The following is a 26,639-nucleotide window of genomic DNA, read 5'->3' as shown; positions in this document are numbered from 1 at the left end:
CCGCATGATCCGCCCCCTCGCCGCCCTGCTTGCGCTCACGCTTCCCGCAGCGGCGATGGCCGATGACTTTCCGGTCGACCGGGTCAGCGCGGTGATTGCCGCAGCGGACTTTCAGGGCGACATCTCCATTTCCAACAGCATCAAGGCCTCCGACTATACCGCCGCGCGCTACGCCCATGTCGGCCTGCTCCCGGAGCCGGATCGCGGCTGGCCCGACGGGCTGACGTGGCGCTGGGCTTCGGTCACCAAGCAGATCGTGGCGATTCTCGTGATGCGCGAGGTCGAGCGGGGCAAGATTGATCTCAACACACCGGTGGCGACCTATCTGCCCGGTTTCCGCTCGGCCAATGCCGGCACCGCCACGATCAGGAACCTGCTCCAGCATCGCGCGGGCCTGCCCAACCCTGCCGATACGCCGGAGTTCTACAACGCCGATTTCACAGGAAGCCGCGATCCGGCCACCGGCTTCTGCGCCGGCCCCGTCACCGGCGCGCCCGGCGGCGATTGGACCTACAATAACTGCGACTACATGGTGCTGGGCGCGGTGCTTGAGGCGGTGACGGGCCTAAGCTGGGACAAGCTGTTCCAGCGCGACATCGCCACTCCGCTAGGCTTCGAATTCGCAGGCGCCTATCCGGGCGAGCAATTCACGCGCTGGGGCAACATTGACGGGGTGCGCGAGCCCGAAGTCGATCTGTCTGCCTATGGCGCCTCGGCAGGCCTCTATGGCGAGCCGGACAACATCCTCGAAATCGACAATGCCCTGATGCGCGGCGACCTGCTCGGCCCTGAAGCGCTGGGGGAGATGTGGAAGGGCGATCCGGCCCTCGGGTACATGGCGCTCGGCCAATGGGTGTTCGAGGTGCCCCTGAAGGGCTGCGCCGATCCGGTGAAGATCGTCGAACGCCGCGGCGATATCGGCGCGGTGCAGGTTCGCAATTTCATCCTGCCGGACAAGCAGATGGCGGTGGTCGCCTTCTCGCAAGAAAAACCGTTCGATTTCGGCGAAGTGTGGATGGGGAGCGGCTTTACCTATGACCTGCTCTCGGCCGCAGCTTGTCCAGTGGAGACGCAATGAACGCTCACCCCCGCCCGCTGCGCCTCGGCGTGAACATTGATCACGTCGCCACCATCCGCAATGCGCGGGGCGGGGATCATCCCGATCCGGTGCGCGCGGCGGAGATTGTCGCGGCGGTCGGCGGCGACGGCATCACCGCGCACCTGCGCGAAGACCGCCGCCATATCCGCGACGAGGACCTGGCGCGGATTCAGGCGGCGACCAACCTGCCGCTCAACCTCGAAATGGCGGCGACCCGCGAAATGCTCGCCATCGCGCTGCGCCACAAGCCGCACGCGGCCTGCATCGTCCCCGAGAAGCGCGAGGAGCGCACCACCGAGGGCGGTCTGGATGCGGCAGGGATGCACAACACCCTCGCCCCGATTGCCGAGGAACTGCGCGCGGCGGGCATCCGTGTCTCGCTGTTCATCGAAGCGGACGAGCGCCAGCTTGACGCCGCGCTGCGTCTCGGCGCGCCGGTGGTGGAATTCCACACCGGCGAATATGCCCACGCCTTCCTTGATGGAGACCGCGAACGGGTGGAGCGCGAGCTGCGCCGCATCACCGACATGGCGGCGCTCGCCGCCAAGAACGGGATCGAACCCCACGCGGGCCACGGGCTGACCTTCGAGAACGTCCAGCCCATCGCCGCGATCCCGCAGATTGCGGAACTCAATATCGGTCACTACCTGATCGGCGAGGCGGTGTTCGTCGGCCTCGAAAACGCGATCCGCCGGATGCGCGAATTGATGGATGAAGTGCGCTGAGCGGGCGGCTATAACTATGGCATTCAGGCTGATCCGATTTGCGGTCCTGATCCAGCTGCCCGCCTTGCTGCTTTTCTTCCTCAATGCACTCACCTTCGTGGTCGGCATGCAACTGGCCGTTTCCGCTATCTGTCTTGCAGGTCTGGTATTGGCACATCGTCTCTACGTTAACGGTAACGAGGCCGCTGGCTTGGGGTTGATCGCGGCCACGCTGCTTCTCACTATTGGCTTCTGGTACGCCGTTTTTTCAGGGAGGCTGATTTGATCATCGGCATGAGCGTTAACCGCCGTAGGATGAGAGAAGCGCGTTGAGCGATCCTGACCTGCCCGCCCTGACCGGTGAACAGAAGCGCTGGGCCTTCGGCGCGGCGGCGCTGTTCCTGCTGGCGATTGGTTTTCTCGGGTTTGCACTCAACACCGGCATGATGCGGGTCTTCGCGGTTGGTTGGCTCGCGCTGATGATCTTTGGCTTCGTCGGCGCAGGACGGGTTGCCAAGGGGGACTTCGCGCACCCGCTGTTCAAGGCACAGGTGATGCTGCACGTGGTCGCTGTGGGCTTGCTGGTGGCGGTCATCATCAGGGCGTTCAAGGGATGATCTTCCGCGACCCTCAACGCTTCCGTCGCCAGCTCGAATGGCAATGGCGCTTCACGCGGATTTTCGGGCTGGTGCTTTGGCCCATCGGTATAGCGATTGTAACTGCAATCATGGTTGTCAGGGGCGCCCCCGGAAGCGGCCAGACGACCGGCGAAATGATCGGCATGGGCGCGATTATGATCGGCGGAGGATTTCTGATTGTTGCTGGAACTTGGTGGCTGAAGGCCGTCTTCGAGATGTTGATCGCCATAACGGACCGCAAGAAATGATCATCGGCATGGGCAGCGACCTCTGCAATATCGAGCGGATCGCCAATTCGATCGCCCGCTATGGCGAGCGGTTCGAAAACCGAGTCTTCACCCCCACCGAAATCGCCAAGGCCCGCCGCCGCCCCTTCACCATCGCGGGCACCTACGCCAAGCGCTTCGCCGCCAAGGAAGCATTCAGCAAGGCGGTCGGCACCGGGTTCAAGCGCGGCGTGTTCATGAAGGACATTGGCGTGGTCAACGCCCCCTCGGGCGCGCCGACGCTGGCGCTGACGGGCGGGGCGGCTTTGCGGCTTGAAGAAATCACGCCGAAAGGCCATGAGGCGCGCATTCACCTTACTCTCACCGATGATCACCCCTGGGCGCAGGCCTTTGTGATCATCGAAGCCGTTCCCCTGTGACAGGCCACCCCCCATGGCACTCCCCACGCCGAACCCCACAGCAACAGACGAAAGCCCAAGCGTGACTGACAGCGACGCATCCGAAAAGGTCAACTGGCTCGCCGAAATCCGCGGCCTCGCGCTGATGTTGCTCGCCGTGCTGGCGTTCCACAGCCTTGTGGCCAAGCCGTTCTACATCCCCTCGACCTCGATGATGCCGAGTCTGTGGGTGGGAGACCGGCTGGTGGTGAGCAAATATCCCTATGGCTGGTCATGGGCCTCGGCCAGCTTCCACCTGCTGCCGCGTAGCGACACCCGGATCTGGCCTGCGACGCCCGAATATGGCGATATCGTCATCCCGGTGCATCCGACCCGCGACGAGGATTACATCAAGCGCGTGGTCGCCTTGCCGGGCGATAGCATCGAAGTGCGCGGCGGGCAGATCATCCTCAACGGCACCCCGATCAAGCGCGAGGTGGTACCTGCGGTGCGCCTGCCGTTCGAGCCGGAGCTGCTGTGCAAGGGCAGCCCCTGCCTCGACGCCTTCGAGCAATTCCGCGAAACCGGCCCGGATGGTCGCGACTATTTCGCCCCGCCGACCTGGCGCGAGACCCTGCCCAACGGCGCGACCTATCTGACCATCGATTACACCGATCAGCCGCTCGACAATTACGGTCCCTACACCGTGCCGGCCGACAGCGTGTTCGTGATGGGCGACAACCGCGACCAGAGCGCCGACAGCCGGGCTCCGGCCATCGAAAACGGCTTGGGCGATGCCGTTCCGCTTGCCAATATCGGTGGGCGCGCGGAGTTCATCACCTTCAGCCTCAACGGTTCGACCACCTGGAACCCGACAAGCTGGTTCTCCAGCCTGCGCGGGGATCGCGCCTGGACCACCCTGCGCCCGCCGCTCGCCGAGGGCGCCGCGGCCAAATAGATCGAGTCTGGTTGAACAATGGCCCGCAAGTTTCTTTACTTCGTCGCCTTCTGCATCGTGCTGGTGATCGCCGGGGCGTTCGCGCTCGCGCTGTTTCCGGGGCAGCTGACGAAGTGGGCGACAGTGCCTTCGGTGGCGTTCTCGCCAATCAAACCGCTCGATGCAAACGCCTACGAAGACCCGGCGTTGTGGTATTCGCGCCCCGGCATCGGGGTGAGCGATCCGGCGCGCTGGCAGCCGGCCTATGCCTCTGACCGCGGTCTGCTCCCCACCCCTGCCGAGCCGAAGCAGTCCTACGCCGTCTTCTTCGTCCACCCGACAAGCTACCTCAGCCGCACCAGCTGGAACGCCCCGCTGGAGAACGGCGGCGATCCCGAGGCCGAGCGGATTGCCCGCATCTACCTGCGCGGCATGGCGAGCCCGTTCAACGCCGCGTCCGAAATCTGGGCACCGCGTTACCGGCAGGCGACGATGGGCGCCTTCCTCACCAACGCGCCAGAAGGCAAGCAGGCGGTGGACGCCGCCTATGCCGATGTGCGCGAGGCGTTCCGCTATTTCCTCACCAGTGTCGATCCGCAGACGCCGATCGTGCTCGCGGGCCATTCGCAAGGTTCATTGCACCTGAAGCGCCTGCTGGCCGAGGAGGTGAAAGGCACGCCCCTCGCGCAGCGGTTGGTGGCGGCCTATCTGATTGGCTGGCCGGTCTCGGCTCTGCATGATCTGCCCGTCATCGGCTTGCCCGCCTGCGCCGCGCCTGACCAGACCGCCTGCGTGATCAGCTGGTCGAGCTTTGCCGAACCCGCCGATCCCTCGCTGGTGCTCGATGCCTATGCCAGCACCCCTGCGCTCGACGGAAAGGCACCGGGTAGCGACCCGATGCTGTGCACCAACCCGCTCACCGGGACGCCCGGCGGCACTGCGCCCGCCAGCGCCAATCTCGGCACGCTGGTGCCTGAAGACAGCATGGAGAAAGGCGAGCTTGTGCCCGCCCTCGTCCCCGCACGATGCGACAAGCGCGGGTTGCTGCTGATCGGCCCGCCGCCTGAAATGGGCTCCTATGTGCTGCCGGGGAACAACTACCACGTCTATGACCTGCCGCTGTTCTGGGCGAACACCAAGGCTGATGTGAACAACCGGGCGAATGCGTGGAAACCGCAGGGCTGATCTTCGAGGACGCGCGCGGCTTTGGCGCGGCGCTGCCTGACGGCGGCGTGCTGCTCGGGCTCGACCTCGGCACCAAGACCGTCGGCACCGCGACCTGCGATGCGGGTTGGCGCTTTGCCACCAACGGCACCACCATCCAGCGCGGCAAGTGGGGCCGCGACCGCGAGACACTGGCGGCGCTGATCAAGAGCCGCAGTGTGAGAGGCATCGTGCTCGGCCTGCCGCGCAACATGGACGGCACCGAAGGCCCGCGCGCGCAGGCCAGCCGCGCCTATGCCCGCAACTGCGCCGAGGCCTTCGCGCTGCCGATCCTGTTGTGGGACGAACGCTGGTCGACCCAGGCCGCCGAAGCCGCAATGATCGGGCAGGACATGAGCCGCGCCAAACGCGCCGCCGCGATTGACGCGCATGCGGCCGCCGTGATCCTGCAAGGCGCGATCGACCGGCTGGCGGGGGGCATCTTCTAGATGGTGGAAGACGCGGTTGGCGAGGCGATCGGCGGCGCGGCGGAAGTCGCGATCGAGGCGCTTGGGGACATCGGTTCACCGGCTGACAGCAAGCGGCGAAGGCGGCGGGGCTGCTGGCGGCTGCTTCTAATCGCGCTGGTGCTGGCATTTATTGTGTGGGGCGTGGTCGCCTTCTCGGCCTGAAGCCTGCCTCATCAGGCTCCCAAAACAGGCATTGCGCGCCGCGCACCCTTGCCCCTATGCGCACCTCCATGAACACGCCCACCCCCCGGTTCGACGCGCGCGAGGCGTCCAAGTGGTTCTTCCGCCACGGCCATACCGGCTGGCTGGGCCTGCGCTTTACCGATCAGGGCGACAACTGGGTCGAACTCGAATTGCCGTGGCGCGAGGATCTGCTGGGTGACCGCAGCCGCCCGGTGCTCGCCTCCGGCCCGATCATTAGCCTGATGGACATGGCGAGCGGCATGGCGATCTGGCAGACGCGCGGCACCTTCCAGCCGGTCGCCACGCTCGACCTGCGCGTCGATTACCAGCGCCCCGCGCGCGAGCGGGCGAGCGTCAAGGGCCGGGTCGAATGCTACCGCATCACCCGTTCGGCCGCCTTCGTGCGCGGTGTGGCCTATGACGACGATCTGGACGATCCCATCGCCCATGTCGCTGGCTGCTTCATGACCATCGGCGCCGATCCGCGTCAGGAGAACCCGGTGCTGAAGGCTGACGGCGATGAGTGAAGCGCTGCTGGAACTGCCCGCCTATGCCCGCTCGCTCGGGATCGTGCTGACGGGCGAAAGCGAAGGCGAGATGCCGGTGCTGACGGTCGATTTCGGGCCGATGGTCGAAGGCCGCCCGCAGCATTTCCACGGCGGGGCGACCGCCGGGCTGCTGGAGAATGCCGGCTATGCCGCGCTGCGCACCGCGCTGATCGCGGCGGCACGCGATCCGCAATTGAAGCCGATCAACATCACCGTGCAATATCTGGCGGCGGGCAAATCTCGGGCGAGTTTCGCTGTGGGGCGGATCACCCGGCTGGGGCGGCGCAATGCCAATGTCACCGTTGAAGCGTGGCAGGACGATCGCTCACGCCCCATCGCCACGGCGGTGATGAATATCCTGATGGTTTAGGACGGCGGCGTCGGCGCAGGCGCGGGCTTCACCACCACGCCGCCTTCATCGACCCGCACCTCGACCGGAACGCCATCCTGCCGCAGCGTAACCCCGCCCTCATCGACCTTGAGGCTGGTGCCATCCTGCCCGAGCGGAATCTCGCCCCCTTCGAGAATGTCGAGCGGCTGGATCGGCCCTTCAGGATCAGGCGTATCGTCGGCCATGGGCGCGGGCGCCGCCTCGATCTTCAGCGCGCCGCGCATGAAATCGCGCCAGATCCGTGCAGGCGTGCTGCCCCCCGTAACGCCATTCAGCGGCGCGTTATCGTCATTGCCGATCCACACGCCCACCACCAGATCGCCCGCATAGCCGACGAAGAGTGCATCGCGGTAATCCTGCGTCGTCCCGGTCTTGCCGTAATTGGCAATCGGCAGCGAGGCATTGCGCCCCGTCCCGCGATTGATCGCGCCGCGCAGCATCCCTTCGAGGTCTTCTCGCGTCCCGCTCGACATCGAATCCGTGCGGGTGGTCATCCACTCCCAGAACCCTTGGTCACCGCGTGCGAAGGCGTGGGGTTCGACCGGGTATTCGTTGGCGGCGATCCCGGCATAGGCGGCGGTCAGCTCCATCAAGGTCATGGATGATGTGCCGAGCGCGAGGCTCGGATCGCCCTCCGTCATCGGCGCAGTGATGCCAAGGCGGCGCGCCGTGCGGATCACCTTGTCGCTCCCCACAGCCTGAAACAGGCGGACGGCGGCGACATTGCTCGATTGGGCGAAAGCGTTTTCCAGTGTGATCTGGTCGGAATAGGCCTCGCGCGCGTTTTTGGGGCGATATGACCCTTGCGTGATCGGCGTGTTGGGGATGGTGTCATCCGGCTCCCACCCGTTCTCCAGCGCGGCGAGATAGACGATGGTCTTGAAGGTCGATCCCGGCTGGCGACGGGCCTGTGTGGCGCGGTTGAAGGGCGATTTGCGGTAATCGCGCCCGCCCACCATCGCCACGACCTCGCCATTGCGGCGCATCGCGACCAGCGCGACCTGCGCCCCGCCAATCGGTGCGCGCGCGACGATACGGTTGGCGAGCGCCTGAAGCCGCGAATCCAGCGTGGTGGCCAGCACCTGCCGCGAATAGCTGGCGTCCATCCCCTCGCGCGCCAGCGGCAGCGCCCAGTCGGCGAAATAGGTGCCGGTCGGCAGGTTATCATCGCGCGTGCGCACATCGATGCGCGGATCGGGCAGCGCCTTGGCCTCGGCAGCGGTGAGGTAGCCCTCGTCCACCATCGACTGGATGACGAGCTCCATGCGCTTCTTCGCCTTGTCGTAATGCTTGGTCGGCGCAAATCGCGAAGGCGCCTGCAACAGCCCTGCCAGCATCGCCGCCTGTTCGGGCCGCAGCTTTTCGGGCTGGCGGTAGAAGTAGTGGAGCGATGCGGCGCGCAATCCGTACTGGTTGTCGCCGAAATAGGCGTTGGAAAGGTAGCGTTCGAGGATCTCGTCCTTGGTCAGCCAGCTTTCCAGCCACAGCGCAATCAGCGCCTCGCGCGCCTTGCGGCTCAGCGATTGTTCGGGCGTGAGGAAGGTGAACTTGGCGAGCTGCTGGGTGATCGTCGATCCCCCGCCATAGCCCGTCCACGCCGCCCGGGCGATGCCGCGCGGATCGATGCCCCAGTGCGAATAGAAGCGCCGGTCCTCGATGGCGAGGAAGGCCTGCACCACGTGCGGCGGCAGATCCTTGACCTTGACCGGAGCCTCGACCACCGCCCCCTGCCGCGCGATCGGTGTACCGTCGCTGGCAAGCAAGGTGACCTGCGGCGGGGCGATGGGTTCGAGGCTTTTGGAAAGCGGTGCGGTGATGGTCAGCCAGCCGACCAGCGTGACGAACAGCGCCAGCGCCGCCATGACGCCGCGCCCCGTCCACCACCACTTGCTGCGCGCCCGCCAGTATTCACGCTGCCACCAGCGCAGGCGCTTCTTCTCGGCAACCGAGAGCGCATCGTCGATTCCGGCAAGCTTGGCATCCCACGTGTCGTAATCGGGCGTGGCGGACACGCGCGGGCGCGGTTCGCCATCGTCGTCATCATCAAGCGGACGGGTGGATTCGTAGAGCGGGAAGAACCCAGCAGGCGTGCCCGCGCCATCCGGAGCACCGGTGCGAGAGCCTTTCCAGAATCGGTCAAACAGCGCCATGGTTACCGCTGTGTTATAAGGCTAGGACACTTGCAGGCAAGCGGCTTCCCGAAGGCACCCCTGATCCTCAATAGCCGTAGGTCACATCGACCTCGCGCGGGACCACGATCCTTACGCCCGGACCCACCGCCGAACGCCATCCGAACGTCGCTGTCTTGCCCTTCTTGTCGGAAGAGACCAGCGTTATCTCGACCCCGAACTGCCTCGTCTTCGACGGAAAACCATCGGCGTGCTGGAAATCGTAGAGGCTACTGGCCGAGAACCGTCCGTTTTCAAACGTGTCCCACAACCGCGGCGTGCCGCGCTGGACGATGTTGACGTCGAGCCGTGTGCGGTTGGTGGTGATCCATGCCAGCCCGAAGGTCACCCGATCCCCGTCGCCGGGGATAACGGCATCGGTGAGCCACGTGACCGCTGTCGGCGTGATCGGGGCAGCCCGCAGCTCCTCGCGACGCTTGCCAAGAACCAGCGCAACGTCGACCAGTCCGTCCTTGTCCGTATCTTCGACACAATACTGTGCATCGCGCAGACAGTCGCGGATCGAATCGAGCAACTGGCCGAAAGGCGAGCCACCGTTCCTCTTTTCGACGACCTTGTTGCGGGTGCACAGCAAGCTTCGCGGCCCTTGAAGGTAACCGCTGCCCGGAACGCGAACCTGAGGCAGCACCTCGCCGGCGCGCAAAGTAACCTTGCCACCTTCGACGGCCACATCAACGTCCGCTGCAAGGCTGCCGGCGAAGGCCCAGCGTAGCGGCACGCTGAGGAAATCATCGCCCCTCTTGACGGTAACTTCGCCCACAGCGGCATCGGAGGGCAGAAACACGACATCGGATTCGGTCAAGGCCGGATAGCTTTGCGCAGCAGCGGAGACCGCCAGCGGCAGAACGGCAAGCGCGAATGGCAATGCAAATCTCATGACAACCCCCACGAACCGCGTGCCAGACTAACCGCCTCGGCTCGAAGGTCAACGCCGGATCAAGGGCTTACCGCTTCTTCGCTGCGCCTTCCGGCAGGTCTTCGCCGAACACGCGCTGGTAGTATTCTGCCACCAGCGTCCGCTCTGCCTCGTCGCACTTGTTGAGGAAGCTCAATCGGAACGAGAAGCCGGTCGAACCGAAGATCGCGGCGTTCTGCGCCCAGGTGATGACCGTGCGCGGGCTCATCACTGTCGAGATATCGCCGTTGATGAAGCCCTGACGGGTCAGTTCAGCCACCTTGACCATGTCGGCAATCAGCTTGTCGTCGGTCTGCGGAGTCTTCGACTTGACGATCTGCTGTTCGACATCGGCCGCGAGGTAATTGAGCGCCACCACGATGTTCCAGCGGTCCATCTGCGCCTGGTTGATCGCCTGCGTGCCGTGATACAGCCCACTGGTGTCGCCGAGGCCAACCGTGTTGGTGGTTGCGAACAGGCGGAACCACGGGTTCGGCGTGATGACGCGGTTCTGGTCGAGCAGGGTCAGTCGGCCGTCGAACTCCAGCACGCGCTGGATCACGAACATCACGTCCGGGCGGCCCGCGTCATATTCGTCGAAGGTCAGCGCGACCGGGTGCTGCAAAGCCCAGGGCAGAATGCCTTCCTTGAACTCGGTGACCTGCAAGCCGTCCTTCAGCACGATCGCATCGCGCCCGACCAGATCGATGCGGCTGATATGCGCATCGAGGTTCACACGGATGCTCGGCCAGTTGAGGCGCGCGGCTACCTGTTCGATGTGGGTCGACTTGCCCGTGCCGTGATAGCCCTGCACCATCACGCGGCGATTGTGCGCAAAGCCTGCGAGGATCGCCAGCGTGGTGTCCGGATCGAACACATAGGCGCCGTCAGTCTCGGGCACATGCTCGGAAGGCTGCGAGAAAGCGGGCACTTTCCAATCGACATCGATGCCGAAGACCTCGCGGACGTCGACGGTGGTGTCGGGCTGGCCCGGGATGGCGTTATCGCCGGTGACATTGTTCTTGGAGGGCTGATTCATCGCCGGGTTCGGTTAGAGCGCAAGTCGCTTGGCCGCAAGCCATGGATTGCCGGTCGATGCTGGCATTTTGACGAGCGCGTCTTCCTCGCGGGCCGATCCTCCCTATATCTCGGTCCATGGCCGATCCCTTCGAATCGCTGCGCCTCAAACTGGTCGATCAGGTGCGCGGCGTGTTTCACGATGCGAGCAAGGGCCAGACCCCCTCCCCGCCCTCTGACGAGGCGCTGTTTGAACGCGACAGCCCGATCCGGCAGGTGCATGCCGATATCGTCGGGATGATGACCGGCGGGGTGCGTGCGCTGCTGCTCCAGATGCTCCACCCCCATGCCTTGCAGGGCGTGCTGGATCATTCGAACTTCCGCGAGGACATGCATGGCCGCTTGCGCCGCACCGCGCGGTTCATTGCGGTCACCACCTTCGGCCACCGCGACGAGGCGATGAAGGCGATCGATCGCGTGAACCGCATCCACGCGCATGTCGGCGGCACCCTGCCCGATGGTTCGCGCTACGAAGCCACCAATCCGCGCACGCTGGCGTGGGTCCACGTGACAGAGGCGCAGAGCTTTCTTGCCGGATATATCCGCCATGTGCGCCCCGGTATGCCAGCGGCCGAACAGGACGAATATTACCGCCAGTTCGCCGTGATCGCCCGCGCGTTGGGTGCCGATCCGGTGCCCGAAACCCGCGCCGAAGCCGACAGGATTTTCCGCATGTTGCGCCACGATCTTGCGACCTCGCCCGAAGCGCGCGAGGTTGCGCAGCTCGTCCTCGGTCAGCGCCCGCCGGGCACGCCGCTGGCCGTGCAGACGATGATCACCGCCGATGCCGTCGCGATGCTGCCCGATTGGGCGCGCACCATGCTCAGCCTGCAACGCCCGATGCTGACCGCGCTTCCCGCACGCGCCGCCACATGGGGCGTGGGCCGCACCTTGCGCTGGGCGTTCCGGCAATAGACAATTTGAGACGGGCAACGCAGGCCCGCGACGGGAGAGAACCAATGGCCGAATTCACCTTCTACACCGTCGCCATGAGCCGCGGGCAGATTGCGCGCTGGGCGCTGCACGAGGCGGGCGCGGATTACGAGCATGTGGTGTTCGACTGGGCAACGCGGCCCGAGAGCTTCAAGGACATCAACCCGATGAACAAGGTGCCCACGCTGGTGCACCACCATCAGGGTCACGACCACGTCATCACCGAATGTGCCGCGATCAACCATTATCTCGCCGAAACGCACCCGGACAAAGGCCTGCTGCCCGACACGCACGAAAAAGCCGCCTATTTCCGCTGGCTGTTCTTCGCCGCCGGGCCGCTGGAACAGGCGCTGATCGCGCGATCCTTCGGTTGGGAGGTGCCCGAGGGCAAGCAGGGGCAGGCCGGGTTCGGCAGCTTCGATCAGACGATTGACGCGCTGGATGGGTGGCTTTCGAAAAACGACTTTATCGCCGGCAGCCGCTTCACCATGGCCGATACTTATGTGGGCAGCCAATTCGTGTGGGGCCTGCGGTTCGGCTCGATCCCGGATCGACCTGCGTTCAAGGCCTATGTCGCGCGCATCACCCAGCGCACCGCCTACGTCGAGGCCAACGCCATCGATGCCGCGATCATCAAAGGCGCGCAGAACTAGGCCAGCGCGGCGCTTTTCCTGAGCAACTGGTATGCATCGACCACCGCGGTGAGCTGCGCCTCGTGCCGCCGGTCGCCGCCGTTGCGGTCGGGGTGATAGCGCCGCACCAGTTCGGAATAACGCCGCCGCAGCCGGGTGCGATCGGTGTCGCTGCCCAGCCCCATCACTTCCAGCGCGCGCGATTCGTCGGCCGAAAAGCGAATAGTCGCCGCCGCTTCCCGCGCCCGCCCTTCGGCCCGGCTGCGGATGCCGCGCGCCCGCGCCGCGATGGCATCGAGCGGGTCGGCATAGTCGGCCCAGCGCGGCACGCCATCAACCCCCGCATCGGGGCGGAACGCGCGGGTTTCCGTTCGCCATCCGGCAATCGGCGACTGCGCCGCGATGATTTCTTCCGCGCTCATCCCTTCAAACCAGTCATACCCCGCGTTGAATTCGCGCACATGTTGCAGGCAGAACCAGCGCCAATCGCCCGGCCCGTCAAAGCCATTGGGTCGGCGGCCGGGCGCACGGAATTCGCCCGCCTCGCGGCAGCCGGGGGCCTCGCAGGGGCGCTCGGCGCTCTCGACGCGGCCATGAAATCGTGGTGAAGGCATAGGCAGTCCAGAATGGCGATTGGGGGCGCAAGTTCCAACCCCGAATTGCCGCTGATCAATTGCAAAGAAGGAAAGACCCGATGTCTGTCGCCGAGGAAATGCACGCCCTTCTGACCGAGGCCTTCGCGCCCACGCAGCTGGCGATCATCAACGACAGTGCCAAGCATAGCGGCCACATGGGCGATGACGGATCGGGCGAATCGCACTTCACCATCGAGATCGAAGCATCGTCCTTTGCCCCGATGAACCGCCTTGCCCGCCAGCGTGCGGTGATTGCGGCGCTGGGCGATATCGTCGGCCAACGGGTCCACGCTGTGGCGATCAAGGCGAGCGTGCCGGGCGCATGAGCCTGAACCCCGCACTACGGCTGCGCCGCGCAGCGCGGCTCATCGTGATCGATCCCGATCTGCGCGCCCTGATGTTCCGCTATGACGTGCCCGGCCGCCCGCCCTTCTGGGTGACGGCGGGCGGCGAGTGCGAGCCGGACGAGAGTTTCGAGGATGCCGCACGGCGCGAGCTGTTCGAGGAAACCGGCTTCACCGCCGATCCCGGCCCGCAGATCATGCAGATGACGCCCGAATTCATCACCGTGCAGGGCGAGCCTGTGCAAGCCGACGAACGCTTCTTCCTCGTGCACGTCGATGAAGCGCGGATCGACACCAGCGGCCACACCGAGACCGAGCTGGCGCTGATGACGCAGCACCGCTGGTTCACCCTCAACGAGCTGGAACACTGGCATGAAGCGGTGTTCCCCGTGGAGCTTGCCGCGATCATCCGGTCTCACATCGCAACCTGATTGCCCTCTACCGAAGCGCTCGCTAGTCCTTGGCGAAACGGGAGAGAGACATGACATTTGCAGGCAAGGTGGCGTGGATCACCGGGGCTTCATCGGGCATCGGCGCAGCCCTCGCGCGCGAATTGGCGGCGCGGGGTGCGGCAGTGGTGCTGTCAGGCCGTGATGAAGCGCGGCTCGCCGAGGTGGCTGCGGATTGCGGCGAGAGCCTGATCCTCGCCTTTGATGTGCGCGACGAGACTGCGCTGGCGGAAGCCACGGCGAAAGCAATTGCGTGGAAAGGCGGCGTCGATATCGCCTTTGCCAACGCGGGTATCTCGCAGCGCAGCCGCGCGCTCAAAACCTCGATGCAGGTCTATCGCGACATCATCGAAGTCGATCTCCTCGCCCAGATCGCCTTCAGCCAGGGCCTGATCGGCCATATGGCGGAGCGCGGATTAGGCGCGCTCGGGTTCATTTCCTCCATCGCGGGCAAGGTCGGCGTGCCGATGCGCACCGCCTATTCCGCCGCCAAGTTCGGCCTTGCAGGCTATGCCGATGCGCTGCGGGCGGAGCTCTCGATCAACGGCGTTTCGGTCCACACCATCTACCCCGGCTCGGTCGCCACCAATGTGTCGCGCAACGCGCTCAACGCCGACGGCACCCAGCGCGGACGCTCCGACAAGGCGATTGACGAAGGCATCCCGGCCGATGTCGCCGCACGCACGATGCTCGATGGCATCGCCGCCGGAGAGCGCGAGATCATCGTCGCCGAGGGCATGGAACTGGCCATGGGCGAAGCGCGCCGCACGCCCGAAGCGCTGTTCGATCAGACCGCGGGCATGGTCGCCAAGGGTTACATGGACAAGCTGGAGCAGAACTGATGACGTTCGAACTCAAGCGCGTGGCGCTGGCCAATGGCATCCACCTCAACATCGTCGACGAAGGCCCGGTCGATGCGCCGGTGCTGATCTTCCTCCACGGCTTCCCTGAGAGCCACCGCACCTGGCGGCACCAGATCGCGCATTTCTCGGACAGGTTCCGCTGCATCGCGCCCGACCAGCGCGGCTATCGCGGGTCATCGAAGCCACAGGCGGTGGAGGCCTACACGCCCGACAAGCTGATCGGTGACGTGTTCCTGCTGGCCGACGCGCTGGGGATCGCGCATTTCACCATCGTCGGCCACGACTGGGGCGGCGCGCTGGCGTGGGGCGTGGCGCTGGGCGGCCAGCACGCGCGCGTCACCCGTGCGGTGATCGCCAACGCGCCCCACCCGGTGACCTTCCAGAAGCTGCTCTACACCCACCCCGGCCAGCGCGAGGCGAGCCAGTATATCCGCGGCTTCCGCGATCCGGCCAATGACGCGCTGGTCAAGGAGCATGGCCTGACCGGCCTGCTGCTGAAGGAGGTCAAGTGGGACCGCCCCAGCGCAATGGAGCCCGCGGAGCGCGATGCGCTGCTGCTCGACTGGCAGAACCGCGATGCCGCCTTCGGGATGCTCAACTATTACCGCGCGAGCCCGATCGACGTGCCGCCGATGGACGCGCCTTTCGAAATTCCGGCTGGGTGGACGCCCCCCACCCTCCCCAAGCTGACCATCCCGACACTGGTGATCTGGGGCCTGGACGACCTCGCCCTGCCCCCTGAGAACCTCGAGGGGCTGGAGGACATCATCGACCCACTCACCATCGTGCGCGTGCCCGATTGCGGGCATTTCGTGCCGTGGGAAGCGCCGAAGGCGGTGAACGCGGCGATGGAGGATTTCCTCGCGGGCTAGGCAAGCCACTCCACATCCGCCCCGTGGGGATGCGACCATGCGAGCTGCACTTCCTCACCCCCGCCCGGCCAGAAGCGTACCGTCAGCTTGTGGCGGTGCACTGTGCGGTCGGCCTCGACCATGATCCAGGCGAGCGGGCGCTCGGGCGTGGCCTTTGCCCCTGCCGCTTCCATCGCCGCCGTCACCCGCGCTTGCTGATCGGTAGGCACATATTGCCACACGATCGAATGCATCAGCATCCGCGTGGTGCCGGGCTGCTGCGGGCTCGCAAGCTCCGCCTCCACGAAATCGGCAGCGGTGGCCCTTACCAGATCGGGCTTGCGCTCGGACGCGGCGCGGATTGCGGCGTCCATGCGTTCAAATCGTACGGAGTGTTCGGGCCAGATATAGGCCTTGAGCCGCAGCGCCTCAGCCGGATCGGTCAGATCGACCGGGGCGACGTCGCAGCCCCGCGTGCTGCCAATAGCGATCTCCTGCGCGGGCGGAGTCGCGCCGTGCCATTCGGGGGCGAAGCGCATCACCGCATCCTCCGGTCCCACCCGCACCCCGCCCAGATCATAGGCGTAGCGGTCCAGCATCAGGTTGATTCCCGCGCTCGATCCGATTTCGAGACATTCGAACCGCGCAGGCAAGCCGCGATCCGCCAGCCACAGCATCGCGGCGATGAAATTGGCCGAGCGCCCCGCCTCGTTGGTCTGCGGCGGCCCGTCGAGCCACGGCAGCAGCGCCGCCTCGTGCGCGGCAATCACCTGTGCGATCACCACCGCGTCATCCGCAGGCTCACCGCGATAGATCGGGCCAAGCGCGTTTGCCGCACCTGACAGGTGCAGCGCATGAAGACCGCCCGCCACCCGCAAGGGCAGCGCATCGGCAAGCGGCGCGCCCGGCCAGCCGCGCACCCGATCGAGCAGCTCGCCCGTCGCCTCCGAAGCCAGCACCGCCCCGATCCCGCTGCACACCCGCGCGGTGACATGCGCGCCCGCCGCCTCGCAATAGGCGACCTGATTGGCGAAGGCTGTCGCCACCGCGCCCGGCCCGGCGATGTTCATGTCGACGAATTCATAAGCCGGACGCTGGCTTGATCCACCCATTCCCATTGCCCTTTGCCGCTTGCATCCTTAAGTGCGCGGCCAATCATGACCACCATTGGCCTTTCCGACAATCCCGGACAGCTGACCTTCGCTGTCCCCAAGGGGCGCATCCTCGACGAGGCGCTGCCCGTGATGGCGCGTGCGGGCGTGGAGCCGGATGCCGAATTCCACGATCCCAAAAGCCGCGCGCTGGCCTTTGCCACCAACCGCGCCGACATGCGCCTGATCCGGGTGCGCGCCTTCGATGTGGCCACTTTCGTCGCCCACGGCGCGGCGCAGATCGGGATCGTCGGTTCCGATGTGATCGAGGAATTCGACTACGCCGATCTCTATGCGCCGGTCGATCTCGCGATCGGGCTGTGCCGCCTTTCGGTCGCGCGGCTGGTCAGCGACGGGGAGGATGCCGCCGGGGCGAGCCACCTGCGCGTTGCCACCAAGTACCCCAGCCTCACCCGCCGCCATTTCGAAGCGGCGGGCGTGCAGGCCGAATGCGTGAAGCTCAACGGCGCGATGGAACTGGCCCCGTCGCTTGGCCTTGCGCGCCAGATCGTCGATCTGGTGTCGACCGGCAAGACGCTGAAGGAAAACGGGCTGGTCGAAACCTCGGTCATCCTCGAGATTTCCGCGCGCCTGATCGTCAACCGCACGGCTCTGAAGACCGACCGCCGCGTCGCCGCGCTGGTCGATGCCTTCCGCCGCGAGGCACAGGAACGCAGCGCAAAGGCGGACGCCGCATGAACAATATCCTCTCCACCCTCCAGCCCGATTTCGAAGCGAAGTTCGCCCGCATCGTCGATGCCCGGCGCGAATCCGACAGCGATGTCGCGGGGCAGGTCTCCAGCATTCTTCAGGCCGTGAAGGGGCGCGGCGATGCTGCGCTGGTGGAATATACGCAGCGCTTCGATGGCTACACGCTGGTGGACGATGCGGACTGGCTGATCACCCGCGAACGCTGCGAACAGGCGTACAACGAACTCGCTCCTGATCTGCGCGACGCGTTGGAACTCGCGGCGGCGCGCATCCGCGCCTATCACGAAGCGCAGCTGCCGCAGGACCGTGACTATGTCGACAGCGCGGGCGTGCGGCTTGGCGCGATCTGGCGGGCGGTGGATGCTGCGGGGCTCTATGTCCCCGGCGGACGTGCAGCCTATCCTTCCTCGCTGCTGATGAACGCCATTCCGGCGCGGGTCGCGGGTGTCGAGCGTCTGGTGGTGGTCACGCCAACACCCAAGGGTCAGTCGAACCCGATGGTGCTGGCCGCTGCGCACATCGCGGGCGTGGACGAGATCTGGCGCGTCGGCGGGGCGCAGGCCGTGGGCGCGCTCGCCTATGGCACGCAGCGCATCAATCCGGTCGATGTCATCACCGGCCCCGGCAATGCCTGGGTGGCCGAGGCCAAGCGCCAGCTTTATGGCGTGGTCGGCATCGACATGGTCGCCGGACCTTCGGAAATCCTCGTGATTGCGGACGGCAAGAACGATCCCGACTGGATCGCTGCCGATCTGCTCAGCCAAGCCGAACACGACCCGACCTCGCAATCGATCCTCATCACCGATGATGCCGGTTTTGCGCGGCAGGTGGAGGATTGCATCGACTTGCAGATCGGCCAGCTTTCCACCGCCAAGACCGCCCGGACGAGCTGGGAGGCACACGGGGTGATGATCGTCGTCAACGATCTGCTGGCCGAAGCGCCTGCGCTGGCCAACCGGCTGGCCGCCGAGCACGTCGAGATCGCGGTCGATGATCCCGAGCCTTACCTCAAGAGCATCCGCCATGCAGGGAGTATCTTCCTCGGCCGGATGACGCCCGAGGCGGTCGGCGATTACGTCGCTGGCCCCAACCACGTGCTGCCCACCGGCCGCCGCGCACGCTTTTCGAGCGGGCTTTCGGTGCTCGATTTCATGAAGCGCACCAGCTTCCTTGGCCTTGACGAGGCTTCCTTCAAGGCGATCGGCCCTGCCGCCGCCACCCTCGCCCATGCCGAGGGGCTACCTGCCCACGCCAAGTCCGTGGAACTGAGGATCAAATGAACTCTCCTGCCCGCTCAAAAGCCCGCTCGGCGGCGCGTCTCGCTGCCGTGCAGGCGCTGTATCAGCAGCACATGGAAGGCACTGCGCTGGCGCGGCTGCTCGATGAATTCCACCAGCACCGGCTGGGCCGCACCATCGACGATGATGATTTCGACGACGCCGAATATGCCGAAGCCGAAGTGCCGTTCTTCGACGATGTCGTGCGCGGCGTGGACGCCCGCAAGGACGAGATCGATGCGCTGGTGGCCAGCAAGCTCGCCGCCGGGTGGAGCCTCACGCGGCTCGACAAGGCGATGCTGCAAGTGCTGCGCGCCGGGACGTATGAACTGCTCGCCCGCGCCGATGTGCCTGCGGCGGTGGCGATCAACGAATACGTGGAAGTCGCCAAGGCCTTCTTCGATGACGGGCAGGCGAAGTTCGTCAACGGGATCCTCGATGCGGTGGCCAAAGAGGCGCGGTAAAGTCCCTCCCCGTTCGGAACGAATGGGGAGGTGGCCGCGCGTGAGCGCGGTCGGAGGGGTTAGTCCCTCTCCGCTCACCCCTCCGTCACCGCTGCGCGGTGCCACCTCCCCATTGCTGCGCAACGGGGAGGGACTTTGATGAACGAAGCCGACTTCATCGCCGCCCTGCGCGCCGTACCACTCCATCCGGGTGCGCGGGGTCTGATGGATGACTGCGCGGTTCTGACAGTGGGAGCCGAAACCTTAGTCATCACCCACGACATGATGGCCGAAGGCACGCATTTCCGCGCCGATGCCGATATGGCGGACGTGGCGTGGAAGCTGGTTGCCTCGAACCTTTCTGACCTTGCCGCCAAGGGTGCGGAGCCGGTCGGGGTGCTGCTCGGCCACATGCTGGGCCGCGATGATGCGCGGTTTCTCAACGGGTTGCACGAGGCACTGGCCACCTACGGCGCACCGCTGCTGGGCGGGGATACGGTTGCCGCAAGCGGTGCCCGCAGCTTCGGCCTCACCGCGATCGGGCGGGCGGTCCACACCCCCGTTCCGGCCAGAAGCGGCGCGCAGCCGGGCGACCATGTCTATCTCACCGGTATGGTCGGGCGCGCCATGCTGGGCTTCGAGGGCTTGTCCGAACACCTCGCCGCCTTCAATCGCCCGGTCCCCCGCCTTGCCGAGGGGATTGCCCTCGCCCCCCATGTCACCGCGATGATGGATGTCTCGGACGGCCTGCTGCTCGACGCTTGGCGCATGGCGGAAGCAAGCGGGGTAACCATGGCACTGAATTCGCACGAAATACCGGTCGCCGACCCCGCACGGTCTGGCGAATGCCTGCGCTGGGGCGACGATTACGAACTGCTGTTCACCGCTCCCTCAGCCGCGCAGCTACCGGTCGCGGCGCACCGGATCGGCGTGGTCACCGCCCGCGCCGAAGCCCCGCTGATCCTCGGCGGCGAGGCACTGCACGACCCTTCGCGCCTCGGCTACCGCCACGGCTGAACGCGCGCCGCAATCGGAGCGTCCCTCACAAAACTGCTGAGAGCGTTGCAAATCGGGGACTCCTGCCCCGCCAGAGGCTTGCCAGCATGTCGCGAGTCCCTATGACTGTGTGCCTTGCGCCCACGGGATCAAACGAGGCGCATGCTCCCCAACAGGGGATGCAACATAAAAGACGAGAGGGGATTGCTCGTGAATTTATTGCTCATTTCGATTGGGCTGGGGGTGCTTGCCATAGTCTATGGCTTCATCACCAGCAGGCAGGTGCTCGGCGCGGATGCCGGCAATGCCAAAATGCAGGAAATCGCCGCCGCCATTCAGGAAGGCGCGCAAGCTTACCTCAAGCGCCAATACACCGCGATTGCCATTGTCGGCGTGATTGTGGCGGTGATTGTTGCCGTCACGCTGGGCGCGATCCCGGCGGTCGGTTTCGTGATCGGCGCGGTGCTTTCGGGCGTTGCCGGGTTCATCGGCATGAACGTCTCGGTGCGCTCGAACGTGCGCACCGCTGCGGCCGCAATGACCGGATTGCAGCAGGGCCTGACCCTCGCCTTCCGTGCAGGGGCCATCACCGGTATGCTCGTGGCGGGCCTCGCACTGCTCGCGATTGCCGTGTTCTTCTGGTACCTTACCGGTCCCGCAGGCTTGGCTCCGGATAGCCGTCCGGTGGTGATCGGCCTGACCTCGCTGGCGCTGGGCGCTTCGCTGGTGTCGATCTTCGCGCGTCTCGGCGGCGGGATCTTCACCAAGGCGGCTGACGTCGGCGCCGACCTCGTCGGCAAGGTCGAGGCTGGCATTCCCGAAGATGACCCGCGCAACCCGGCCGTGATCGCGGACAACGTCGGCGACAATGTCGGCGACTGCGCAGGCATGGCCGCCGACCTGTTCGAGACCTATGTCGTCACCGTCGGCGCCACCATGGTGCTGACGGCGCTGCTGATGAAGGGCGCAGACAACCTCTTCGCACTGATGGTTCTGCCGCTGCTGATCGGCGGCGTGTGCATCGTCACCTCGATCATCGGCACCTACTTCGTCCGCCTCGGCGGCGGCACCAACATCATGGGCGCAATGTACAAGGGCTTCCTTGTCACCGCCGTGCTGTCGGTTCCGGCCATCTGGTTCGCGATCAGCGCCACGCTGGGCGATATGGAAACTGCCATCGCAGGACAGGCCTATAACGGCCGCACCCTGTTCTATTGCGGGTTCCTGGGTCTGGTCATCACCGGCCTGATCATCTGGATCACCGAATACTACACCGGCACCAATTACCGCCCGGTGCGCTCGATCGCCAAGGCTTCGGAAACGGGCCACGGCACCAACGTGATCCAGGGTCTGGCCATCAGCATGGAAGCCACCGCGCTGCCCACGCTGGTGATCTGCGCGGGTATCATCATCGCCTTCCAGCTCGCAGGGCTCATGGGCATCGCCTATGCGGCCACCGCAATGCTGGCGCTGGCGGGCATGGTCGTGGCGCTCGACGCATACGGCCCGGTGACCGACAACGCCGGCGGCATTGCCGAAATGGCGGGGCTCGATGATAGCGTGCGCGAAAAGACCGATGCACTGGACGCAGTGGGCAACACCACCAAGGCCGTGACCAAGGGCTATGCCATCGGTTCGGCAGGCCTTGCCGCACTGGTGCTGTTCGCCACCTACACCGCTGACCTGCGCGAGCTGTTCAGCGGGATCACGGTCGATTTCAGCCTTGAAAACCCCTATGTCATCGTCGGGCTGCTGCTCGGCGCATTGCTGCCTTACCTGTTCGGCGCAATGGGCATGACGGCGGTGGGCCGGGCTGCGGGCGAAGTGGTGAAGGACGTGCGCGACCAGTTCGCCAAGAACCCGGGCATCATGACCTACGAGGTCAAGCCGGACTACGCCCGGACGGTCGATCTGGTGACCAAGGCAGCGATCAAGGAGATGATCCTCCCCTCGCTGCTGCCGGTGCTGGCACCGATCGCGGTCTACTTCGTGATTACCCTCGTGGCGGGGCAGGCGAACGGCTTTGCCGCTCTCGGCGCGCTCTTGCTGGGCGTGATCGTGGGCGGGCTGTTCGTCGCGCTCTCGATGACTTCGGGCGGCGGCGCGTGGGACAACGCCAAGAAGTACATCGAAGACGGCCACCACGGCGGCAAGGGCTCCGAAGCCCACAAGGCTGCGGTGACCGGCGATACGGTCGGCGATCCTTACAAGGATACCGCTGGCCCGGCCGTCAACCCGATGATCAAGATCACCAACATTGTCGCCCTGCTGCTGCTTGCAGCGCTCGCGGCAGGGGGCGCATAACCCCTCATCCGATGGTGACCAAACCAACCCCGCCGGGAGCAATTCCGGCGGGGTTTATCTTTGCCCGGGCCGCTGTCCCCGCATCGGACAGCCCCGCGCCGCGCTGAGGCTTTCTTAATTGCCCTGTGCCATCTGCTTTCGCAGCGCACGGATCTGCGCGGCAAGGCAGGGTTAACGACAATGGACATGGGACGTGCGGACAGCTTTCGCACCGGCAGCAGCGCGCGCTTTGCGCCGACTGCCCTGCCGCATGGCCAGCTCCGCCTGCTTGCGATTGATGAGCTGAGCGATCCCGCTTTTGTCGCCGACTGGGAGCGGCTGGTGCGCAGCGCGTGCGAGCCCAATCCCTTCTTCGAGCCGTGGTTCCTGCTCCCGGCGCTGCGCCAATGGGGCGGTGGCGAGCGGGTGCGGACCAAGGCGTGGTTTCACCAAGGCCGGTTGGCGGGTCTGCTGCCGGTGGTGCGCAGCGCGCAATATTACGGCCACGTCGTCACCCATGCGAAGGGCTGGCTTCACACCAATGCGTTCTGCGGCGTGCCCCTGATCGCCGCGGGGCTGGAAGACGCATTCTGGGCAGACCTGCTCACCCATTTCGACCGCAGCGCAAGGCGGGCGCTGTTTCTGCATCTGCCGCAAATGCCGGTCGAAGGCCCCGCCAACGCGGCGCTCGAACGGGCCATCGCTGCGCGGCCGCGGGCCTGTTACGACGTGGCTCGGGAAAGCCGCGCGCTGCTGACGGGCGAGACGAGCGCCGAAGCCTACCTGTGCGCCGCGATGAGCGCCAAGAAGCGCAAGGAGCTTCGCCGCCAGCACAATCGCCTTGCCGAAGAAGGTACGCTCGCCTTCGAGCGGCTGGCAGGCGATGAGGGCTTGGCCGGGTGGATCGCAGAATTTCTCGCGCTGGAAGCGGCCGGGTGGAAGGGAGAGGCTGGATCGGCCCTCGCCAGCGCCCCCGAAACGCGCGCCCTGTTCGAACAGGCCATGGCGGGCGCGGCGGCAGCGGGCAGGCTGGAGCGTCTGGCGCTGCGGCTTGATGGACGCGCCATCGCGATGCTCGCCAATTTCATCACCGCGCCCGGCGCCTACAGCTTCAAGACCGCCTTCGACGAGGGTTACGCCCGCTTCTCTCCGGGGATGCTGCTGCAATTGGAGAACCTCGCCCTGCTGGAACGGCCCGGGATCGAATGGGCCGATAGCTGCGCGGTGGAAGGCCATCCGATGATCGAACGCCTGTGGCGGGACAAGCGCCGCATGGTGAGCCGTAACATCGCTATCGGCGGGCCTCTGCGTCGCGCCCTGTTCCGCCTGCTGATGGCCTACGAGACCCGATCAAGGAGCACCTGATGAACGCCCCTGCCCATTTTGCCGATGCGCTGTCCGCACCCGTCTTCGCCGCTGCGTCACGCGCGCGTTTTGCGGCACACTATCCGGAAAAGCCGCATATTCTGGCCCATAACCTCACCAGCCACCCGCTGCTGGAGATCGAAGCGCTGGCGCAGCTGGCCGAGCGCCTGCCGATGACATCGGTCGAATACAACCGCGGCGATTTGCCGATCGGGGTGGACGGCAAGCCGGGATCGAACGGCATGACCATCGCCGAAACCATCCGCAAGGTTGCCGAAGCCGAAAGCTGGGCGGTGCTCAAGAACATCGAGCAGGTGCCCGCCTATGAAGACCTGCTGCTTGGCCTGCTGGAGGAAATCCGCCCCGAAATCGAGACCGCAACCGGCGCGATGCTGACACCGCAGGGCTTTATCTTCGTCTCCAGCCCCAATTCGGTCACGCCCTACCACTTCGATCCGGAGCACAATATCCTGCTCCAGATCCGCGGAACCAAGGCGATGACCCAGTTCCCGGCAGGCGACTCGCGCTTCGTGCCAGATCAAGCGCACGAGACCTACCATTCAGGCGGCCCGCGCGAATTGAAGTGGGATGACAGCTTCCTCACCCACGGCAGCGTATTCCCGCTCAGCCCCGGAGAAGCGCTGTTCGTGCCGGTGATGGCGCCGCATTTCGTGAAGAACGGCCCCGCCCCCTCGGTATCGCTGTCGATCACCTGGCGCAGCGAGTGGAGCTACCGCGAGAGCGACGCCCGCATCTTCAATGCGATCCTGCGCGAGCGGGGGCTGCATCCCGCCGCCCCGGGTCGCTGGCCGCATCAGAACTATGCGAAGGCCTATGCCTTCCGCGCCTTGCGCAAGCTGGGATTGACGGGCGCGTAAAGCGCAAGCATGGCCTCGCCCCATGAGCGAGACCCCCACAAACGATGAACTGGTCGCAGGCCTGATCCGCCTGCTTACCGTCGAAAAGCGCGCTGCGGATGTCTATGCCGGGCCGCCGCAGCTGGACGGGATCGGACGCGTGTTCGGCGGTCAGGTGCTCGCTCAGGCGCTCCAGGCCGCACAGGCGAGTGTGACCGACGGCAAGGCGGCGCATTCGCTGCATGCCTACTTCCTGCGCGGCGGGCGCGAGGGCGCGGCCATCGAATACCGGATCGAACGCGATTTCGACGGGCGCAGTTTTGCCAACCGCAGGGTCGTCGCTGCGCAGGAGAACGAGGACGGGATCGCCGTGCCGATCCTCAACCTCACCGCCAGCTTCCAGCAGCCGGAGGACGGGCTGGAGCACATTGATTCCCCCATGCCCGATGTCACGCTGCCCGATGATCTGCGCCCCGACATGGAGCTGCGCCGCGAGATTGCGGCCCAATGGGGCGACAAGCTCAGCGATCAGCAGCGCAGCATGATGCTGCGCCCGCGCCCGATCGAGATGCGCACCATCGACCGGCTGCACTGGATGAGCCGCGAGCCGCGCGAACCCCGCGCGCATACGTGGTTCCGGGTCGCTGCGCCCATCACCGGCGCCGATGACACGCCCGAACTGCACCGCGCGATCATCACCTACGCGAGCGATTACACGCTGCTCGGCACCAGCGCATTGCCACACGGCCTCAGCTGGATGCGCAACGAGCTGGTCGGCGCGAGCCTCGATCACGCCCTGTGGTTCCACCGTGACGCAAGGGCCGACGAATGGCTGCTCTACGCCACCGACGCCCCGTGGTCTGGCGGCGGACGCGGGTTCAACCGCGGGCGGATATTCAACCTCGCAGGCGAACTCGTAGCGAGCGTCGCGCAGGAAGGCATGATGAGGAAGAGGGTTGCAAAGTCATAGGGACACCCTCGGCGCGCAGCGCCGCAAGCGCGACCGCGCGCCGCGCCTTTTGGCGCGAAAGCCAAGGCGGACGGATGTCCGCCGCCCGGCGTTTGAGGGCGCAACAAACTAATGCGCGAGCAATATCGGCATCTGCGGATCGCTCAGCATCCGGCGCGTGACCCCGCCCAGCAGCAGCTCTGCCAGCCGCGAATGGCCATAGGCACCCATCACCATCAGCCCGCAATCGCGCACCTGCGCGGCGGAAAACAGCGTGTCGGCGATGCTGGCTTCCCCGCGCGGGATTTCGACGATCTCGCATTCGATCCCGTGGCGGCTGAGATATCTCGCCCCTTCGCTTGACGGAAAATCGAAACGAGCCTTGTCGGAAGACTCCGCAATGCTCGCCAGCGTCACCTTGCACGCGCAGGCCAGCAGCGGCACGGCGGCGCGCAGCGCGTGTGCGGCTTCGGACGAGCCATTCCATGCGACCAGAATGGGCGCACCGATATCGAAGCTGCGGACATCTTTCGGCACAACCAGCACCGGCACCGGAGACTTCAGCACCAGATCGCCGACCAGTGCAGAAGGCCCCTGCCCGTCGCTGCCTGCTTCGACGGGCCCGACCAGCACGATATCCGCGAGCGGCGATGCTTCGAGCAGGCGGTGCGGTGCGATGCCGTAAACGAACCGCCAGTCAAACGGCACACCTTCGTGCTCAAGCTCCTTCTCGATCTTGGCGCGCAGATTATCGGCATTTTCCTTGATCACCGGCATCGCCGCAGCAATCGCCGAACCGTAGAAGTCGCCCGGCGCAAAGACCTCGTAACTGACCGCCTGAAGGCAGGTGATGTGGCCATTGGTCGCGCGGGCAATGTCGAGCGCCACCTGCAGGCGGGCCTGCATGGCCTGGTCGTGATCGATATGCAGCAGAATGGATTTCATCGCGTGTCTCCCATTGA

General features: G+C 65.7%; 32 protein-coding genes. 26 read left to right on the top strand and 6 right to left on the bottom strand.

Translation table 11 applies throughout. From position 1 onward, the window contains the following. Window positions 1-4 precede the first annotated feature (4 nt). The 12 genes from KVF90_RS09015 (at window position 5) to KVF90_RS08960 (ending at window position 6,756) form a co-directional block, all read left to right on the top strand. Window positions 5-1,078 (top strand): serine hydrolase domain-containing protein, encoded by a 1,074-nt coding sequence (locus tag KVF90_RS09015; protein ID WP_264391257.1) that lies wholly within the window; start codon window positions 5-7, stop codon window positions 1,076-1,078. Continuing rightward, window positions 1,075-1,824, top strand: a complete 750-nt coding sequence (locus KVF90_RS09010) for a pyridoxine 5'-phosphate synthase (protein WP_264391256.1) — start codon at window positions 1,075-1,077, stop codon at window positions 1,822-1,824. The genes KVF90_RS09015 and KVF90_RS09010 overlap by 4 nt, the downstream gene beginning before the upstream one ends. Before the next feature lie 16 nt (window positions 1,825-1,840). Beyond that, entirely contained in the window at window positions 1,841-2,089 is a 249-nt protein-coding gene (locus KVF90_RS09005; protein WP_264391255.1) for a hypothetical protein, read from the top strand. 43 nt (window positions 2,090-2,132) lie between these two features. Beyond that, a complete protein-coding gene (locus tag KVF90_RS09000; RefSeq protein ID WP_264391254.1) occupies window positions 2,133-2,420 on the top strand; it encodes a pyridoxal phosphate biosynthetic protein in 288 nt (95 codons plus the stop codon). Next, the gene (locus KVF90_RS08995; protein ID WP_264391253.1) at window positions 2,417-2,689 is read left to right on the top strand and encodes a hypothetical protein; all 273 of its coding nucleotides are present in this window, start codon (window positions 2,417-2,419) and stop codon (window positions 2,687-2,689) included. The genes KVF90_RS09000 and KVF90_RS08995 overlap by 4 nt, the downstream gene beginning before the upstream one ends. Next, on the top strand, window positions 2,686-3,087 hold the full coding sequence (gene acpS / locus KVF90_RS08990) for a holo-ACP synthase (protein ID WP_264391252.1): 402 nt from the start codon (window positions 2,686-2,688) through the stop codon (window positions 3,085-3,087). The genes KVF90_RS08995 and acpS overlap by 4 nt, the downstream gene beginning before the upstream one ends. Before the next feature lie 13 nt (window positions 3,088-3,100). Next, a complete protein-coding gene (lepB, locus tag KVF90_RS08985) occupies window positions 3,101-4,003 on the top strand; it encodes a signal peptidase I (protein WP_264391251.1) in 903 nt (300 codons plus the stop codon). Between the two features lie 18 nt (window positions 4,004-4,021). After that, complete coding sequence (locus KVF90_RS08980) at window positions 4,022-5,167, top strand: DUF3089 domain-containing protein (protein ID WP_264391250.1); 1,146 nt, start codon at window positions 4,022-4,024, stop codon at window positions 5,165-5,167. Continuing rightward, window positions 5,149-5,634 carry a Holliday junction resolvase RuvX gene (gene ruvX, locus KVF90_RS08975; protein WP_264391249.1) on the top strand — a complete coding sequence of 162 codons (486 nt, stop codon included), beginning with the start codon at window positions 5,149-5,151 and terminating at the stop codon, window positions 5,632-5,634. The genes KVF90_RS08980 and ruvX overlap by 19 nt, the downstream gene beginning before the upstream one ends. Next, window positions 5,635-5,817, top strand: a complete 183-nt coding sequence (locus KVF90_RS08970; RefSeq protein ID WP_264391248.1) for a hypothetical protein — start codon at window positions 5,635-5,637, stop codon at window positions 5,815-5,817. Between the two features lie 68 nt (window positions 5,818-5,885). After that, window positions 5,886-6,365 carry a PaaI family thioesterase gene (locus KVF90_RS08965; RefSeq protein ID WP_264391247.1) on the top strand — a complete coding sequence of 160 codons (480 nt, stop codon included), beginning with the start codon at window positions 5,886-5,888 and terminating at the stop codon, window positions 6,363-6,365. Next, a complete protein-coding gene (locus KVF90_RS08960; RefSeq protein WP_264391246.1) occupies window positions 6,358-6,756 on the top strand; it encodes a PaaI family thioesterase in 399 nt (132 codons plus the stop codon). Before KVF90_RS08965 ends, KVF90_RS08960 begins: the two co-directional genes overlap by 8 nt. On the opposite strand, the gene KVF90_RS08955 is transcribed toward KVF90_RS08960, so the two are convergent. The 3 genes from KVF90_RS08955 to cobS form a co-directional block, all read right to left on the bottom strand. Further along, on the bottom strand, window positions 6,753-8,927 hold the full coding sequence (locus tag KVF90_RS08955; protein WP_264391245.1) for a transglycosylase domain-containing protein: 2,175 nt from the start codon (window positions 8,925-8,927) through the stop codon (window positions 6,753-6,755). The genes KVF90_RS08960 and KVF90_RS08955 overlap by 4 nt on opposite strands. Before the next feature lie 67 nt (window positions 8,928-8,994). After that, window positions 8,995-9,843, bottom strand: coding sequence for a hypothetical protein (locus tag KVF90_RS08950; protein ID WP_264391244.1), 849 nt, complete (start codon window positions 9,841-9,843; stop codon window positions 8,995-8,997). A 67-nt stretch (window positions 9,844-9,910) separates the two neighbouring features. After that, the gene (gene cobS, locus KVF90_RS08945; protein WP_264391243.1) at window positions 9,911-10,900 is read right to left on the bottom strand and encodes a cobaltochelatase subunit CobS; all 990 of its coding nucleotides are present in this window, start codon (window positions 10,898-10,900) and stop codon (window positions 9,911-9,913) included. Between the two features lie 116 nt (window positions 10,901-11,016). On the opposite strand from cobS, the gene KVF90_RS08940 reads away from it, so the two are divergent. Continuing rightward, entirely contained in the window at window positions 11,017-11,853 is an 837-nt protein-coding gene (locus KVF90_RS08940; RefSeq protein ID WP_264391242.1) for an oxygenase MpaB family protein, read from the top strand. A gap of 44 nt (window positions 11,854-11,897) precedes the next feature. Continuing rightward, window positions 11,898-12,524, top strand: a complete 627-nt coding sequence (locus tag KVF90_RS08935) for a glutathione S-transferase family protein (protein ID WP_264391241.1) — start codon at window positions 11,898-11,900, stop codon at window positions 12,522-12,524. Here KVF90_RS08935 and KVF90_RS08930 read toward each other — a convergent pair. After that, window positions 12,521-13,117, bottom strand: coding sequence for a DnaJ domain-containing protein (locus tag KVF90_RS08930; protein ID WP_264391240.1), 597 nt, complete (start codon window positions 13,115-13,117; stop codon window positions 12,521-12,523). The two genes, KVF90_RS08935 and KVF90_RS08930, sit on opposite strands and share 4 nt — an antisense overlap. Window positions 13,118-13,197: 80 nt before the next feature. On the opposite strand from KVF90_RS08930, the gene KVF90_RS08925 reads away from it, so the two are divergent. The 4 genes from KVF90_RS08925 to KVF90_RS08910 are packed head-to-tail and all read left to right on the top strand — an operon-like array spanning window position 13,198 to window position 15,666. Next, the gene (locus tag KVF90_RS08925; RefSeq protein ID WP_264391239.1) at window positions 13,198-13,464 is read left to right on the top strand and encodes a BolA family protein; all 267 of its coding nucleotides are present in this window, start codon (window positions 13,198-13,200) and stop codon (window positions 13,462-13,464) included. Continuing rightward, window positions 13,461-13,913, top strand: coding sequence for an NUDIX hydrolase (locus KVF90_RS08920; RefSeq protein ID WP_264391238.1), 453 nt, complete (start codon window positions 13,461-13,463; stop codon window positions 13,911-13,913). The genes KVF90_RS08925 and KVF90_RS08920 overlap by 4 nt, the downstream gene beginning before the upstream one ends. Window positions 13,914-13,963: 50 nt before the next feature. Further along, window positions 13,964-14,773, top strand: coding sequence for an SDR family NAD(P)-dependent oxidoreductase (locus KVF90_RS08915; RefSeq protein WP_264391237.1), 810 nt, complete (start codon window positions 13,964-13,966; stop codon window positions 14,771-14,773). Beyond that, window positions 14,773-15,666, top strand: a complete 894-nt coding sequence (locus KVF90_RS08910; protein WP_264391236.1) for an alpha/beta fold hydrolase — start codon at window positions 14,773-14,775, stop codon at window positions 15,664-15,666. The genes KVF90_RS08915 and KVF90_RS08910 overlap by 1 nt, the downstream gene beginning before the upstream one ends. Here KVF90_RS08910 and KVF90_RS08905 read toward each other — a convergent pair. Next, the gene (locus KVF90_RS08905; RefSeq protein WP_264391235.1) at window positions 15,663-16,757 is read right to left on the bottom strand and encodes a DUF2332 domain-containing protein; all 1,095 of its coding nucleotides are present in this window, start codon (window positions 16,755-16,757) and stop codon (window positions 15,663-15,665) included. The two genes, KVF90_RS08910 and KVF90_RS08905, sit on opposite strands and share 4 nt — an antisense overlap. A gap of 45 nt (window positions 16,758-16,802) precedes the next feature. Here KVF90_RS08905 and hisG point away from each other — a divergent pair, with 45 nt between their 5' ends. The 8 genes from hisG (at window position 16,803) to KVF90_RS08865 (ending at window position 25,698) form a co-directional block, all read left to right on the top strand. Next, window positions 16,803-17,495 (top strand): ATP phosphoribosyltransferase, encoded by a 693-nt coding sequence (hisG, locus tag KVF90_RS08900; RefSeq protein ID WP_264391234.1) that lies wholly within the window; start codon window positions 16,803-16,805, stop codon window positions 17,493-17,495. Then, the gene (gene hisD / locus KVF90_RS08895; protein ID WP_264391233.1) at window positions 17,492-18,787 is read left to right on the top strand and encodes a histidinol dehydrogenase; all 1,296 of its coding nucleotides are present in this window, start codon (window positions 17,492-17,494) and stop codon (window positions 18,785-18,787) included. The genes hisG and hisD overlap by 4 nt, the downstream gene beginning before the upstream one ends. Next, on the top strand, window positions 18,784-19,248 hold the full coding sequence (nusB, locus tag KVF90_RS08890) for a transcription antitermination factor NusB (protein ID WP_264391232.1): 465 nt from the start codon (window positions 18,784-18,786) through the stop codon (window positions 19,246-19,248). Before hisD ends, nusB begins: the two co-directional genes overlap by 4 nt. A 138-nt stretch (window positions 19,249-19,386) precedes the next feature. Further along, window positions 19,387-20,244, top strand: a complete 858-nt coding sequence (gene thiL / locus KVF90_RS08885; RefSeq protein WP_264391231.1) for a thiamine-phosphate kinase — start codon at window positions 19,387-19,389, stop codon at window positions 20,242-20,244. A 189-nt stretch (window positions 20,245-20,433) separates the two neighbouring features. After that, window positions 20,434-22,527 (top strand): sodium-translocating pyrophosphatase, encoded by a 2,094-nt coding sequence (locus KVF90_RS08880; RefSeq protein WP_264391230.1) that lies wholly within the window; start codon window positions 20,434-20,436, stop codon window positions 22,525-22,527. A 180-nt stretch (window positions 22,528-22,707) separates the two neighbouring features. Further along, the gene (locus KVF90_RS08875; protein WP_264391229.1) at window positions 22,708-23,871 is read left to right on the top strand and encodes a GNAT family N-acetyltransferase; all 1,164 of its coding nucleotides are present in this window, start codon (window positions 22,708-22,710) and stop codon (window positions 23,869-23,871) included. Then, window positions 23,871-24,749, top strand: coding sequence for a cupin-like domain-containing protein (locus tag KVF90_RS08870; RefSeq protein WP_264391228.1), 879 nt, complete (start codon window positions 23,871-23,873; stop codon window positions 24,747-24,749). Before KVF90_RS08875 ends, KVF90_RS08870 begins: the two co-directional genes overlap by 1 nt. 22 nt (window positions 24,750-24,771) lie before the next feature. Continuing rightward, window positions 24,772-25,698: an acyl-CoA thioesterase gene (locus KVF90_RS08865; protein ID WP_264391227.1), complete on the top strand. Its 927-nt coding sequence runs from the start codon at window positions 24,772-24,774 to the stop codon at window positions 25,696-25,698. Window positions 25,699-25,806: 108 nt separating this feature from the next. On the opposite strand, the gene KVF90_RS08860 is transcribed toward KVF90_RS08865, so the two are convergent. Further along, window positions 25,807-26,622 carry a universal stress protein gene (locus KVF90_RS08860; protein ID WP_264391226.1) on the bottom strand — a complete coding sequence of 272 codons (816 nt, stop codon included), beginning with the start codon at window positions 26,620-26,622 and terminating at the stop codon, window positions 25,807-25,809. Window positions 26,623-26,639 lie beyond the last annotated feature (17 nt).

This window comes from Porphyrobacter sp. ULC335 (assembly GCF_025917005.1).
GTDB lineage: Bacteria > Pseudomonadota > Alphaproteobacteria > Sphingomonadales > Sphingomonadaceae > Erythrobacter.
Note: the sequence above shows the minus strand (reverse complement) of the source record. Positions and strands in the feature narration are given on the sequence as shown.